This is a genomic window from Anaerocolumna chitinilytica (assembly GCF_014218355.1).
In the GTDB taxonomy this organism is placed as follows: Bacteria; Bacillota; Clostridia; order Lachnospirales; family Lachnospiraceae; genus Anaerocolumna; species Anaerocolumna chitinilytica.
The window spans coordinates 3270741-3285512 of the sequence record NZ_AP023368.1 but is presented as its reverse complement, the minus strand read 5'-3'; the positions used below and the strand labels follow the sequence as shown (position 1 = coordinate 3285512).

11 protein-coding genes are annotated in these 14772 nt (G+C 37.9%); all 11 read left to right on the top strand.

Translation table 11 applies throughout. The features are described 5' to 3' along the window. The first annotated feature begins 38 nt into the window (after nucleotides 1-38). The 11 genes from cmk to bsdcttw_RS14360 all read left to right on the top strand — a co-directional run bounded on the left by cmk (nucleotide 39) and on the right by bsdcttw_RS14360 (nucleotide 14558). Nucleotides 39-728 (top strand): (d)CMP kinase, encoded by a 690-nt coding sequence (gene cmk, locus bsdcttw_RS14410; protein ID WP_185255548.1) that lies wholly within the window; start codon nucleotides 39-41, stop codon nucleotides 726-728. A 67-nt stretch (nucleotides 729-795) separates the two neighbouring features. Next, nucleotides 796-1641 (top strand): 4-hydroxy-3-methylbut-2-enyl diphosphate reductase, encoded by an 846-nt coding sequence (gene ispH / locus bsdcttw_RS14405; protein WP_185255547.1) that lies wholly within the window; start codon nucleotides 796-798, stop codon nucleotides 1639-1641. Beyond that, nucleotides 1629-2720: a 30S ribosomal protein S1 gene (rpsA, locus tag bsdcttw_RS14400; RefSeq protein ID WP_185255546.1), complete on the top strand. Its 1092-nt coding sequence runs from the start codon at nucleotides 1629-1631 to the stop codon at nucleotides 2718-2720. The genes ispH and rpsA overlap by 13 nt, the downstream gene beginning before the upstream one ends. Nucleotides 2721-2757: 37 nt before the next feature. Then, on the top strand, nucleotides 2758-3537 hold the full coding sequence (locus tag bsdcttw_RS14395) for a CheR family methyltransferase (protein WP_185255545.1): 780 nt from the start codon (nucleotides 2758-2760) through the stop codon (nucleotides 3535-3537). Nucleotides 3538-3894: 357 nt separating this feature from the next. Beyond that, nucleotides 3895-4902, top strand: coding sequence for a phosphate acyltransferase PlsX (plsX, locus tag bsdcttw_RS14390; RefSeq protein WP_185255544.1), 1008 nt, complete (start codon nucleotides 3895-3897; stop codon nucleotides 4900-4902). Between the two features lie 18 nt (nucleotides 4903-4920). Next, nucleotides 4921-5151, top strand: a complete 231-nt coding sequence (acpP, locus tag bsdcttw_RS14385; RefSeq protein ID WP_185255543.1) for an acyl carrier protein — start codon at nucleotides 4921-4923, stop codon at nucleotides 5149-5151. A 133-nt stretch (nucleotides 5152-5284) separates the two neighbouring features. Then, the gene (gene rnc / locus bsdcttw_RS14380) at nucleotides 5285-6016 is read left to right on the top strand and encodes a ribonuclease III (protein ID WP_225903667.1); all 732 of its coding nucleotides are present in this window, start codon (nucleotides 5285-5287) and stop codon (nucleotides 6014-6016) included. Nucleotides 6017-6035: 19 nt separating this feature from the next. Beyond that, nucleotides 6036-9602: a chromosome segregation protein SMC gene (gene smc, locus bsdcttw_RS14375; protein WP_185255542.1), complete on the top strand. Its 3567-nt coding sequence runs from the start codon at nucleotides 6036-6038 to the stop codon at nucleotides 9600-9602. 148 nt (nucleotides 9603-9750) lie between these two features. Next, complete coding sequence (gene ftsY / locus bsdcttw_RS14370) at nucleotides 9751-10674, top strand: signal recognition particle-docking protein FtsY (protein WP_185255541.1); 924 nt, start codon at nucleotides 9751-9753, stop codon at nucleotides 10672-10674. A gap of 14 nt (nucleotides 10675-10688) precedes the next feature. After that, nucleotides 10689-11909: a threonine ammonia-lyase gene (gene ilvA, locus bsdcttw_RS14365; protein WP_185255540.1), complete on the top strand. Its 1221-nt coding sequence runs from the start codon at nucleotides 10689-10691 to the stop codon at nucleotides 11907-11909. A 366-nt stretch (nucleotides 11910-12275) separates the two neighbouring features. Continuing rightward, on the top strand, nucleotides 12276-14558 hold the full coding sequence (locus bsdcttw_RS14360; protein WP_185255539.1) for a sodium-translocating pyrophosphatase: 2283 nt from the start codon (nucleotides 12276-12278) through the stop codon (nucleotides 14556-14558). Nucleotides 14559-14772: the final 214 nt, after the last annotated feature.

Sequence of the window (14772 nt, the reverse complement as noted above, 5' to 3'; positions counted from 1 at the left end):
TCAAATAAGCCTGCAAAGCACTTCACATGGGGGAAAATATGCATAAAGAACAAAAGTATTACAATATAGCTATCGATGGTCCGGCTGGAGCCGGTAAGAGTACAATAGCAAAGCTTGTTGCAAAAGAACTGAAATTTATCTATGTTGATACAGGAGCTATGTACCGTGCAATTGGTTTGTTTGCTGCTCGCAATGGTATTAATACAGAAAAAGAAACCGAACTTGGAGAGGCAGTTCAAAAAGCTGACATACAATTAAAATATGAAGACGGTGGACAACAAGTATATCTTAATGGTGAGAACGTAACGGAACATATTCGTACGGAAGAAGCCGGTAAGATGGCATCTGCTGTTGGCAAAGTAAAGGCTGTCCGGGAAAAAATGGTTGAACTGCAGAAAAAAATCGCAGAATCTTCCAATGTTATCATGGATGGCAGAGATATCGGAACAGTGGTTCTTCCTTTTGCTGACCTAAAAGTCTATCTGACAGCAGAATCAAAGGTAAGAGCAGAAAGACGTTATAAGGAATTGACTGAGAAGGGAATATCCTGTAATATAGAAGAAATTGAAAAAGATATTGTCGCAAGGGATTATCAGGATATGAACAGAGAGGTTTCGCCTTTAAAGAAGGCAGAAGATGCAGTAGCTCTGGATTGCTCCTATATGTCTATAGACGAAGTAGCTGCTGCTATCATTTCACTGTACAAAAAAGCAGTTTCTGTTCAGTGAAAATACCTTTATAATCTGTCCATATAGTACCGAAACGGACTGTTAAGCTTGCCGGAAAGAGGTTCCAATGGAAAAGTTAGTTTTAGCAGATACTGCCGGCTTTTGCTTTGGTGTGAAACGTGCGGTAGACGCTGTTTATGATGAAATCAAAAAAGGTGATAAGGTATACACTTATGGGCCTATCATACATAATGATGAGGTTATTAAAGATCTGACAGATAAGGGAGTTCATCTGATTAAGACAGAGGAAGAATTAAAAACCTTAGGCGAGGGTACAATAATCATAAGATCCCATGGTGTACCCGAGAAGATATACGACATCATCAAAAGTAACAACCTGAATCTGGTTGATGCTACCTGTCCATTTGTACTTAAGATTCATAAAACAGTAAAAGAGCAGACGGAACAGGGCAGGCATATCATTATTGTAGGCAGTAAATCACACCCTGAAGTACAGGGAATTACAGGCTGGTGTTTGAATAATTATACAGTTCTTGAAACAAAAGAAGATGCTGAAACCTTTGATTTACCAGTGGATACAGACATATGTATAGTGGCTCAGACGACAATTAACTACAATAATTTTCAAGATATAGTTGAAATTATATCTAAAAAGGGTTATGATATAATTGTTATAAATACAATATGTAATGCTACAAAAGAGCGCCAAACCGAGGCAAAAACACTTGCCAAGGCTTCTGACGCTATGATTGTTATTGGAGACAGGCACAGTTCTAACACCCAAAAACTGTACGAAATATCAAAAGCTGAATGTGAAAATACTTACTATATACAGACACTGAAAGACCTGGATTTGAACATACTCAAATCTTTTCGTAGCGTAGGTATTACAGCAGGGGCTTCAACCCCAAACAATATTATCAAGGAGGTTCATACTGCATGTCAGAAATGAGTTTTGAGCAATTATTGGAGGAATCATTAAAAACAATACAAAACGGAGAGGTTGTAGAGGGCACTGTAATACGTGTAAAAGAAGACGAGATCGTCTTGAATATAGGTTACAAAGCTGATGGTATCATAACCAGAAGTGAATTCACAAACACCCCTGGTGTTGATTTAACAACTCTCGTAAAAGAAGGAGACCCTTTACAGGCTAAAGTATTAAAGGTAAATGACGGAGAAGGACAAGTTCTGTTAACCTATAAGAGACTGGCTGCTGAAAAGGGAAGCAAGAGACTGGAAGAAGCCTTCAACAATAAAGAAGTTTTAACTGCAAAGGTTACTTCTGTATTAGAAGGCGGTCTTAGTGTTATTGTAGATGAAACCAGAATATTTATCCCTGCAAGTCTTGTATCTGACGGATATGAGAAAAATCTTGAAAAATATGCAGGACAAGAGATTGAATTTGTTATCTCTGAGTTCAATCCTAAGAAGAGAAGAATTATCGGTGACCGTAAGCAGTTAATCGTTGCTAAGAAGCAAATATTACAAAAAGAACTGTTTGAAAGAATCAAACCTGGTATGACAGTTGAAGGAACAATTAAGAATGTTACCGATTTTGGTGCGTTTATTGATTTAGGCGGCGCTGACGGACTTCTTCATATCTCCGAAATGTCTTGGGGCAGAGTTGAGAATCCCAAGAAGGTATTTAAAGTAGGGGATAAGGTAAAAGTTCTTATTAAAGACATTTCCGGTGAAAAGATTGCACTCAGTCTTAAATTTGAAAATGAAAATCCCTGGATTAAAGCATCTGAGAAGTATGCTGTTGGCAATGTAGTGCTTGGTAGAGTTGCAAGAATGACTGACTTTGGTGCCTTCGTTGAATTAGAGCCCGGTGTGGATGCTCTTTTACATGTGTCCCAGATTTCAAAAGAACATGTAGAGAAGCCTGCTGACGTATTAAAGATTGGTGAAGAAATCACTGCAAGAGTAGTTGATTTTAACAGCGATGAAAAGAAAATCAGTTTAAGCATCAAAGCTTTGGACAATGTAATGGATGAATCAGCTTCTGAAGAAGATATCCAGGAATAATGAAATAATTCAATACAAAAGATAGGAGTGTATCTGTTTGACGGATAGTTATGAATCCTTTAAGACCCAGATTTATCAGCTGACGAAAATAGACTTAAATCTATATAAAGAACGTCAGATGAAACGCAGAATTGATGCATTAATTGCAAAGCATAAGATCGAAACCTATAGTGCATACGTAGATTTTATTAAGAAAAGTCCGGTGATGTTTGAAGAATTCGTTAATTATCTTACAATTAATGTATCGGAATTTTACCGTAATCCAGAACAATGGGTATTGTTGGAAAAGGAAGTGCTTCCTTATCTTTTTAGTAAATTTGGAAACACATTAAAGATTTGGAGTGCCGCCTGTTCCACAGGAGATGAGCCCTACTCTTTGGTAATGCTTTTATCGAAATTCATGCCGTTGTCCCGTATAAAGGTTATCGCTACAGATATAGACAGACAAATATTAGAAAAAGCCAAAATTGGTTTATATAATATAAAGAGCCTGAAGGGACTTCCGGAGGAATTTCAAAAAAAGTATTTTACAGAGATTAACAGTTCCACCTATCAGATTTCCGACAGTATAAAAGCTTGTGTGGAATTCAAACAGCACAATTTGTTAAAGGATGAATACCCTTCTAATTGTGATTTGATTATATGTCGGAATGTACTTATTTATTTCACGGAAGAGGCTAAAGATAAGATATATAAGAGTTTTAATGCTGCTTTAAAGAAGGAAGCCATCCTTTTTGTAGGCAGTACAGAACAAATTATTCAGCCTCAGAACCTGCAGTTTGCCACTTACAAATCATTTTTTTATAAAAAGATATAATACTGCTTATCACATATGTGATATTTCGGGTCATGTCAGTGGTTTATGACAGGATACTTACTGATTCTTTGGTAACCTGTATGGACTTGTGACTGACTCAGGAATATCACTTTTTTTTGATAATTTTTAGTTGATTTTTATAATGATATCTAGTATATTGTGTATAGATACTGGCTGGGTAAGATTTAAACAGACCCAAAAAAGTTGAAGAGTTCATTTTCAGCTGCTAATTCAAGAGAATGAAAGCAATAATTCGATTCTCACAAATGGAGTTGGGTTGAAAAAACATAAGAGGTTTTTTCAACTACCGATTAACGAATATCAAGTGAATGATTAGATATTCAGGAAAGAGGTAATATGGATAGAGTTGTAAAAGTTGCAGTCGATGCAATGGGCGGAGATTATGCGCCTGCCCAAATCGTTAAGGGTGCATTGGAGGCTTTGAGGGAAAGAAAGGACATTAAGATTGTCCTGGTTGGTCAGGAAAAAGCAATTAATGCAGAATTAACCGGCATTGATTATGACAAGGAGCGTTTATCGATTATCCATGCAGAAGATGTGATAACCAACGATGAAGCTCCTGTAATGGCTATTCGGAGAAAGAAGAATTCATCCATCGTTGTCGCAATGAATCTGGTAAAGAATGGTGAAGCAGATGCATTTGTTTCAGCCGGAAGTACCGGAGCAGTGTTAGTTGGCGGACAATTGATTGTAGGAAGAATTAAGGGTATAGACAGACCACCCCTTGCACCCTTACTTCCCACAGAAAGTGGTGTATCCTTGTTAATTGATTGCGGAGCTAATGTGGATGCAAGAGCTTCACATTTGGTACAGTTTGCCAAGATGGGCTCTGTTTACATGGAGAATGTTGTTGGAATCAAGAATCCGAGAGTTGCCATTGTTAACATAGGTGCAGAAGAAGAAAAAGGTAACATGCTGGTAAAGGAAACTTTCCCGTTGCTTAAAAACTGTAATGACATAAATTTTATCGGCAGTATCGAAGCAAGAGAGATACCCAAAGGCGGTGCAGATGTTATCGTGTGTGAAGCTTTTGTTGGTAATGTAATTCTCAAATTATATGAAGGTCTTGGAAGTACCTTAATCGGTAAAATTAAGGCAGGCTTAATGAGTACAACAAAGAGTAAAATTGGTGCTCTGTTGTGTAAGCCGGCTTTGAAAGAAACATTGAAGTCATTTGATGCATCCGGATATGGCGGAGCACCGATGCTTGGTTTAAATGGTCTGGTTGTAAAAGCCCATGGAAATTCTACCAGCAATGAAATCAAGAATTCAATTATTCAGTGTATTACTTTTACAGAGCAGAATATCAATGATAAAATCAGAATGCATCTGGAAGAAGAATAGAAAAGAAAGGTGAATGTTATGGAATTTGAAAAATTACAAAAAATAATCAGTGAAGTTTTAAATGTGGATGAGGACGAAATTACAATGGAGACAACATTTGTTGATGATTTAGGAGCCGATTCCCTTGATATTTTCCAAATCATAATGGGTATAGAGGAAGAGTTCGACATTGAAATTGCCAATGAAGAAGCAGAGAATATTGTAACCGTTAGTGACGCGGTAGAGCAGATTAAAAACGCACTGAACTAATAGAAAGATTAAAGTTGCAATATACGGAACCCTTATAGAAGGGTTCTTCCCTTATAAAAGGGGTTACCCTTCTATAAGGGTTCTTTTTATAATAATGAGCCATAAAAAATACTGACGGAAAAGGAGGAATACAATGAATAAATCGGAAGAATTGATTTTAGAAAGATTACGAAAGTTTGAAGAAGAAATAGACTACCGATTCAGAGATCGCATGATATTAAAGCGTGCATTGACCCATAGTTCTTATGCCAATGAAAAAAGACTTAATAAGCTTGAAAACAATGAGCGGCTTGAATTCTTAGGTGACGCGGTGTTAGAACTTATCACCAGCGAGTTCTTATATCAGAACAATCCTAAAATGCCGGAAGGTGAACTGACGAAATTAAGAGCAAGACTGGTATGCGAGCAGACTCTTGCTAATTGTGCCATAGACATGAATGTTGGTAATTATCTGTTGCTTGGCAAGGGGGAGGCAGCAACAGGCGGAAAAGAGAGATTTTCCATACTTTCTGATACCGTTGAAGCTATAATAGGGGCTATCTATATAGATGGTGGTTTTACTAATGCAAAAGAGTTTATTTTACGTTTTATTTTATCCGATATTGAAAATAAGAAGCTCTTTTTCGATAGCAAGACTATCTTGCAGGAAATCGTACAAAGTGAATATAAAGAACAACTATCCTATGAATTAGTCAAAGAAGAAGGCCCGGATCATAATAAGCAGTTTACAGTGGTAGCTCTGGTTAAGAATATCAGGCTTGGTACTGGGGTCGGTAAGACCAAAAAAGCTGCTGAACAAGAGGCTGCCTATGATTCTATCTTGAAGATAAATCGCAAAAAAAATCTCATTCCCCAAACAAAATAAAAAATAACCGGGAGTAACTATGTATTTAAAAAGTATTGAAGTATATGGGTTTAAATCCTTTGCCAATAAAATTATTTTTGAATTTCATGACGGGATTACCGGAATCGTAGGACCTAACGGCAGTGGTAAGAGTAACGTGGCGGATGCAGTTCGATGGGTATTGGGTGAGCAGAGTGCAAAGCAATTACGTGGAGCCAAGATGGAAGATGTTATTTTCTCCGGTACGGAGACACGTAAGCCCCTTGGATATGCCTATGTTTCGCTTACCATAAACAACGAAGATCACAAACTACCCATTGAATATGACGAAGTAACTGTGGCCAGAAGGGTATATCGTTCAGGTGAAAGTGAATATCTTTTAAATGGAAACAGCTGCAGGTTAAAGGATATGCAGGAACTGTTTCTGGATACCGGTATCGGAAAAGAAGGATATTCTATTATCGGGCAAGGACAAATTGAGAAAATCTTAAGCGGAAAACCGGAGGATCGCAGAGAATTATTTGATGAAGCAGCTGGAATTGTAAAATTTAAGAAAAGAAGGGCTGCGGCTCATCATAATCTTGAAGAGGAACGCTTAAACTTAAGCAGAATACAAGATATTCTTTCTGAAATTGAGAAACAGGTTGGCCCTTTAGAAAAGCAATCGGCTGTAGCAAGAGAATATTTAAAATTAAGAGATGAACTAAAGGAACTTGATATTCAGCTATTCTTATTGGAGAATGAAAAAATTGCCGAAGGGAAAAAGCAAACCGGTGATAGGCTGGCAATAGCAAATGCTTCACTTCAAAGTGCGAATGAAAAATCAGAGCATATGAAGGAAGAGTTTGAACGCCTAGAGAGTGAAATTGAAGGTTATAATACTTCTTTAGAAGGTTTAAAAGCAACTCAAAGCGATAAGCGTCTGGAACAAGAAAAGACGGAAGGCGAAATAAAAGTTCTAAAAGAGCAGCTTTTATCAATTAAACAAAACGATTCCCATTATGAATCCAGACTCCAGGTTATAGCGGAAGAAATAAAAGTAAAATCTGCCGAACAGGAAGGATACTTAGGCGAAAAGAATTCTTTGGATATCAAAATGGATAAACTGGATGAAAAACAGTCAAATGACATTCTGCTTCTGGAAGAAATCCGTGGCAGGATAAAAGAAGATACAAGACTTGCAGAAAGTCTTCATGGTGAAATCTTTGACTTTTTAAGCCAGAATTCCGGTATTAAAACGAATCTGCAGCGTTATGAAACTATTTTAGAGCAGAACAATATTAAGAAGACAGAGCTGACCCAAAAACTTCTTCGAAATAAAAGTGAAGAAGCTGTTACAGACTTAGAAATTCAGAATATTGCTGATAAATTAGAAAAACTTCACAGTACGATTGAGGAAAATCAGAAGATTACAGCGCTATCTCAAGAAAAGCTTATAGAGCATAGAACACATTTAAAAGAGATTGAAGATGAAATACAAAGGAAACAGCAAGCCTATCATACCGGCTTTTCACAGCTTGAAGCCCTGAAAAATCTGACAGAGCGCTATGAGGGGTATGGCAACAGTATCCGTAAGATTATGGAGAAGAAAGACACCCCTGGAATCATTGGTGTTGTTGCAGATATTATTAAAACAGAGCCTAAATATGAAACAGCTGTAGAAATTGCTTTAGGCGGCAGTATTCAAAATATAGTAACTGATAAAGAATCTACTGCGAAGGAATTAATCGAGTATTTAAAGAGAAATAAGTACGGAAGAGCGACCTTCCTTCCTCTTACCAGTATATCCGTAAAAGAAAGTTATGGACAGCAAAGATACCTGGAGGAAAAAGGTGTAATAGGCTTAGCAAATACATTGGTAAGAACAGAAGAACGTTTTAAAGGTCTGATGCAGAATTTACTGGGAAAAAGCCTTGTAGTAGATAATATCGATAATGCCCTTGCAATTGCAAAAAAGTATAACTATACTTTACGTATCATTACATTAGATGGAGAGTTACTAAGTCCCGGTGGTTCATTGTCCGGTGGAGCCTATAAGAATTCCAGCAATTTGCTCAGCAGAAGACGTGAAATTGAGGATCTGGAAGAGAAGATAACTCTTCTAAAAAATGAAGGAAAAGAGCTTACAAGCAGCAGGGATAAATTAAACGGAGATATACAGACAGTCCTAAAAGAGATAGAGGACAGAAAACAAACCCTTCAAAGCATCTATCTGGAAGAAAATACAGATAAGCTGCATCTGACCCAAAATGAAAAAAAGAAACAGGAATTAGGACTGGTTTACGAAGAAATTACAAATGAGATCAATCAAATTGAACATCAGAGTATAGAATTAAATAAAAACATTAATTCCTTACAAGAAAGCCTTGTTTTAAATGAAGAGAGAAGCAAGGAAAATGAACATAGAATTGATGAGATGAACAGAAAGCTGGAAGAGGTAAAGACTTCAGAACAGGAAATCAGTGATAGAGTATCAACACTGAAAGCTGAAATGTCTGCTTTTGAACAGAACAACCAGCATCTCCTTGAAAATATCAAAAGAGTAAAACGTGATCTTGAAAAACTGTATGATGAGGAAAATTCTATTAGAAAGAGCAGGGAAGATTCTCTTTTGCAGTATAATACCAAGGAGAAAGCAATTCTTAATGATGAGGAAACATTAAAACAATTTGCAATTGAAATTCAAAAACTGGAAGAACAGATAAAAGAACTTCAATTAAAAAAAGAAGAAGTAACCATAACACATAAGTCTTTTTTTGAACGCAGAGAAGAACTTTCGAAGGAAATTATTAATCTGGATAAGGAAATTTATCGCCTTAATGGCCAGTTAGAACGGCTGGAGGAGCAGTTAAATGAGAAAAAGGATTACATGTGGGAGGAATACGAGCTCACGCTGCATAATGTTATGGAGACCATGGATGCTGAACTTCTTGGCAGCATAGATTCTTCCTTTGTAAGAAAAAGAATCGGTGAAGTAAAGGGAAGCATGAAAGGGCTCGGCGATGTTAATATTAATGCCATTGAAGATTATAAAAATCTTTCCGAGCGCTTCTTGTTTTTAAAAGGACAAAAAGAGGACATTGAAAAAGCGGAGGAAACTCTGATACATATCATACAGGAACTGGATGATGAGATGAGAAACCAGTTCAATGAAAAATTTGCTCAGATTAAGGTGCAATTTGATCTTGTATTTAAGGAATTATTCGGCGGAGGTCGGGCAACACTGGAATTAACAGAAGATGAGGATGTTCTGGAAGCAGGTATTATAATAACTTCCCAGCCGCCGGGAAAGAAGCTGCAGAATATGATGCAGTTATCCGGTGGAGAGAAGGCGCTGACAGCTATCTCATTGCTGTTTGCCATTCAGAACCTAAAGCCGTCTCCGTTTTGTCTGTTGGATGAGATTGAAGCGGCTTTGGATGATGCTAATGTTAAACGTTTTGCGAAATACCTTCATAAGCTTACAAAGGACACACAGTTTATAATAATTACACACAGAAGAGGTACCATGAATGCGGCAGATGTACTGTATGGTATCACAATGCAGGAAAAGGGTGTTTCTGCCCTGGTATCTGTAAATTTGATAGAAAATGATTTGGATAAATAATGCTAGTTTATGTCCTGTAGAAGCAGGTGTGCTATGCTGAACTCAGCAGAACAAAGTTCAGCGTAACAAAGTTCTGCGAAACAAAGCTCTGCGAAATGTAGCTTTGTAAAGAGCACCTTGTGGTATTAGGACGGGAAGAGAGGTAAGGATGGGAGAAAATAAGAAAGGCTTTTTTGGCAGACTGGTTGAAGGACTCTCAAAGACAAGGAACAATATCGTAGCCGGTATTGAGTCTATATTCAGCGGATTCTCAAGTATTGATGATGAATTTTATGAAGAGCTGGAAGAGATACTTATTATGGCGGATATTGGTATTAACACCACGGGTTCCATCATATCCGACTTGAAACAAAAAGTAAAAGAAGCAAAGATAAAAGAACCGAAAGAATGTAAGGAATTATTAATGCAAAGTATCATGGAGCAGATGAAGGTAACAGAAGCTGCCTATGAATACGAAAGCCAGAAATCCATTGTGCTTTTAATCGGTGTAAACGGAGTAGGAAAAACAACTTCTGTTGGCAAACTTGCAGGACAATTAAAGGATAAGGGGAAGAAGGTAATGGTAGCAGCAGCGGATACCTTCCGTGCTGCGGCTATTGAGCAGCTTACCGAGTGGGCTAATCGTGCAGGGGTTGAAATTATTGCACAAAAGGAAGGTTCAGACCCAGCAGCGGTTATCTATGATGCGGTAACTTCTGCAAAAGCAAGAAACACAGATGTGCTTATTTGTGATACCGCAGGAAGGCTTCATAATAAAAAGAACCTGATGGAAGAGTTAAAGAAGATAGATAGGGTAATCTCAAGAGAATATCCGGATGCTTACAGGGAGACTCTGTTGGTTTTAGATGGAACTACAGGTCAGAATGCTCTGTCTCAGGCAAAGCAATTCAAAGAAATAGCAGATATTACAGGCATTATTTTGACTAAGTTAGACGGAACAGCCAAGGGAGGTATTGCAATTGCCATTCAGGCAGAGCTTGGCATACCAGTAAAATATATCGGTATCGGAGAACATATTGATGATTTACAGAAATTCAACGCAGGAGATTTTGTAAACGCGCTGTTTAACTAAAAGGAGAATACAAAATGATGACATTGGATAAGTTTGAGGAAGCTTCAGAAACGGTAAAGCGGGTAACTTTAAGAACAAAACTAATCTACAGCGATTATTTTTCTGACACTACGGGAAACAAAGTATTTTTAAAACCTGAAAATATGCAGTTTACCGGCGCTTATAAGGTGAGAGGTGCTTATTATAAAATCAGCACTCTAAGCAAGGAAGAAAGGGAAAAGGGTCTTATTACAGCTTCTGCGGGAAATCATGCCCAGGGAGTTGCTTACGCTTCCCGAATATATGGAGCAAAGGCTGTTATAGTTATGCCTACCACCACTCCCCTTATTAAGGTTAATCGTACTAAGAGTTACGGTGCGGAAGTTATTCTGCATGGCAATGTGTACGATGATGCCTGTCAGTATGCTCTTAAACTTGCCGAGGAAAAAGGGTATACCTTTATCCATCCCTTTGATGATGAAGTGGTAGCAACAGGACAGGGAACCATAGCAATGGAAATCTTCAAAGAAATTCCGACTGTTGACATCATTCTGGTGCCAATCGGGGGAGGCGGCCTTGCAGCAGGTGTATCTACCCTGGCAAAACTCTTAAATCCAAATGTCAAAGTCATTGGTGTAGAACCTTTAGGTGCAAACTGTATGGAGGAATCCTTAAAAGCAGGCCATGTAGTAACACTGCCTCAGGTGGATACCATAGCAGACGGTACAGCAGTTAAAACACCCGGAAGCAATATATTTCCGTATATTCAGAAGAATATCGATGAAATCATAACAATCGATGACAGAGAATTAATTGTAAGTTTTCTGGATATGATAGAAAACCATAAGATGGTTGTTGAAAACTCGGGACTTCTAACCGTTGCAGCGCTTAAACATTTAAATTGCAGCGGGAAGAAGGTAGTCTCAATCCTCAGCGGAGGTAACATGGATGTCATCACTGTATCCTCAGTGGTACAGCACGGACTTATTCAAAGGGGGCGTATATTTACAGTATCCGTTCTTTTGCCGGACCGTCCCGGTGAGCTTGTGAATGTCGCTAATGTCATCGCAGAGAATCAGGGTAATATCATACGTCTGGATCATAACCAGTTCGTTTCCATAAACCGTAACAGTGCGGTGGAATTAACGATTACCATGGAGACCTTTGGACATGAGCACAAAGACGTTATTGTTCAGGCATTAAAAAAGAAAGGCTATAATCCACAGATTGTACAGCCTAAGAATACATACTATTAAGATTTCAGTTACGGTTCGGTTTTGAAAACCTTTGGAGCTGCTGCAAGATTAAAATTGCTGCAGCTCCTTTTGTCGTCTATTGATTTCTGGTAATCAGAAAAGACTATACAATTTAAAATCAATTTACAATTAGGAAAATATAGGGAAATTCAAAAGAAAAAGTCAATAATATTACTAATAATACGACGAAATATAGAATTTAAATATATAATATGACATTTTAAATGTAATATTAAGGAATGAGCATTGTAAAAAGTGTTAAAATAAATTAATTTTACATGGAATATAGTAGCATTTTTTCTATAAGTGTTATATAATTATATTTGTATGTATATTATACTAATTACGTGACAGGAGGAGTTATTCATGTTAAATCTAGCAAATGCGACTACCTTTGAAATAGTCGCAATCTGGTGCGTACTTCTCATTTCCTTTCTGGGATTAGGATATGCTCTGCTACTCAGAAGACAAATTATGAAGTATGACAAAGGAACTGCTAAAATGCAGGAAGTATGGGGCGCTATCAAAGTTGGTGCAGATACCTACCTGAAAAGGCAGCTAAAGACAATTGTGCCGCTTATTGTTATTCTTACCGTTGTATTGTTTTTATCTGTTTATGTTGTTCCGCCTTCGGATGAAGCGATGAGTCGTTTTGCTGGGAAGTCCGAGGAGACAGTTAAAATAATTATCGGTATCGGACGTGCTATTGCCTTTGTTATGGGCGCTTGCTTCTCATTAATGGTCGGACAGTTCGGTATGAGAATGGCTGTTGAAGGTAATGTTCGTGTTGCTTCCGCATCCAGAAGAAGCTTTGGTGAAGCTCTCAAAATAGCATATAGAACAGGAACTATAACCGGAATGCTGACAGACGGTTTAGGTCTTCTTGGTGGTACTTTGATATTTATGATATTTGGTATTGCCGCACCGGATGCACTCTTAGGATTTGGTTTTGGCGGTACTTTATTAGCCCTATTTATGAGAGTGGGCGGTGGTATCTATACAAAAGCAGCAGATGTAGGAGCTGATCTTGTAGGTAAGGTGGAAGCAGGCCTTCCGGAAGATGATGAAAGAAATGCAGCTGTTATAGCTGACCTTGTTGGTGATAATGTTGGTGACTGTGCCGGAATGGCAGCAGACATCTTCGAATCCTATGAAGTTACCATTGTTTCCGGTCTTATTCTTGGTCTCGCATTAATGAACCTTAACCATGGCGATTTGAAGTGGATCGTATTTCCTTTGTTGGTAAGAGGTATTGGGGTACTTTCTTCCATGATAGGTACATATCTGGTTAGAGGTTCTAAAGAACTTAAAGGTAGTAATGCTTTATCATCCATTAATAAAGGCTTTTATATTTCTGCCGCAATCAGTCTCGTTTCCTTTGCTTTGCTCGCTCATTTTTATATGAAAGAATGGAATGCATTCTTTTCAGTAGGTATTGGTATTGTTCTTGCAATTGTTCTTGATGAAATTACAAAATACTTTACAGATACACACTACAAGCCGGTGAAAGAAATTGCTGCCTCCTCCAAGACAGGCTCTGCAACGCTTCTATTGCGCGGTATTTCAGAAGGCTTTGAAAGTGCTGTATGGCAGACAATCGTTATTGCTGTTACAATAATATCATCTACTCTGATTTATCATGGTATGGGAATAACTTATATACTTTATGGTGTGGCTATGACTGGTATTGGTATGCTTACTCTTACCGGAAATAACGTAGCCATGGATTCATTTGGTCCTATTGCTGATAATGCAAATGGTGTTGGAGAGCTTTCCGGCCTTGACAAAGAAGCCAGAAAAGTTATGGATCATCTGGATGCTACCGGAAATACAACAAAAGCAATCACGAAGGGTGTTGCAATCGGTTCAGCCGTTATTGCTGCCGTTTCACTTTTTGGTTCTTTCCTAACAGATATTACAAAGATACAGACACAGATGAATATCAGCGAGTCCTTAAGAATAGCTTCCACGGGTATCAGAGTATCTGAACCCAAGGTATTTGTAGGTGTTCTAATTGGAGCATGTATTCCCTGGTTATTTTCCTCCCTTATTATTAATGCGGTTACCAGAGCGGCAGCAAAGATAGTTGAGGAAGTAAGAAGACAATTTAAAATACCCGGATTATTAGAAAGAAAAGTGAAACCGGATTATCAAAAAGCTGTTGATATCTGTACTGTTTCAGCACAAAAGGAACTTTTAGGGCTTGCACTTATCGGAATCTTAAGTCCCTTGGTTGTAGGTATTCTCCTGGGAGTAGAGTCTCTAGGAGGCTTCCTGGCAGGTGTAATTGTTTCTGGACAGCTTTTAGCCGTATTTATGTCTAATACCGGCGGAGCATGGGATAATGCCAAAAAGACCATTGAAGATGGCTTGTATGGCGGTAAGGGTTCTGAGGCTCACAAAGCAGCTGTTGTTGGCGATACTGTTGGTGATCCTTTAAAGGATACAGCAGGTCCTGCGCTTAATCCTATGATTAAGGTTATTAACATGGTATCCCTGCTTGCAGCTCCCGTACTTGTTCAGTATAACGCCAAGAACTGGGGTATGATAGCAACCTTTATCGTATGCGCTGTTGTAATCGTAATATCTATCTTATATTCGAAAAATGGTGGGTTCTCTTTCCTGAAAGGAAAATCAGGTAAAGCATAAAGCAGGTAAAGCATAGAACAATTAAACGATACAAACGAGTTAGTACAGCTTTCAATGAATGTTTTGCATAAGTATGTGAACATTTATTGAAAGCTGTTTTCTTAATTTAACCTTTGTGATATAATTTCCCGAGATAAGACTTTACAAAATTCCCCCTTTCTGCTATTGTATTGTTATAGTTTTATTCTTATATTTTTTCTTTCGGTATTTCACC

Bases quoted from the DNA above. Each gene is read 5' to 3' on its own strand.
- acpP (WP_185255543.1), top strand. From the start codon at position 4,921: ATGGAATTTGAAAAATTACAAAAAATAATCAGTGAAGTTTTAAATGTG.
- ilvA (WP_185255540.1), top strand. From the start codon at position 10,689: ATGATGACATTGGATAAGTTTGAGGAAGCTTCAGAAACGGTAAAGCGG.
- bsdcttw_RS14360 (WP_185255539.1), top strand. From the start codon at position 12,276: ATGTTAAATCTAGCAAATGCGACTACCTTTGAAATAGTCGCAATCTGG.
- ftsY (WP_185255541.1), top strand. From the start codon at position 9,751: ATGGGAGAAAATAAGAAAGGCTTTTTTGGCAGACTGGTTGAAGGACTC.
- ispH (WP_185255547.1), top strand. From the start codon at position 796: ATGGAAAAGTTAGTTTTAGCAGATACTGCCGGCTTTTGCTTTGGTGTG.
- plsX (WP_185255544.1), top strand. From the start codon at position 3,895: ATGGATAGAGTTGTAAAAGTTGCAGTCGATGCAATGGGCGGAGATTAT.
- cmk (WP_185255548.1), top strand. From the start codon at position 39: ATGCATAAAGAACAAAAGTATTACAATATAGCTATCGATGGTCCGGCT.
- rpsA (WP_185255546.1), top strand. From the start codon at position 1,629: ATGTCAGAAATGAGTTTTGAGCAATTATTGGAGGAATCATTAAAAACA.
- rnc (WP_225903667.1), top strand. From the start codon at position 5,285: ATGAATAAATCGGAAGAATTGATTTTAGAAAGATTACGAAAGTTTGAA.
- smc (WP_185255542.1), top strand. From the start codon at position 6,036: ATGTATTTAAAAAGTATTGAAGTATATGGGTTTAAATCCTTTGCCAAT.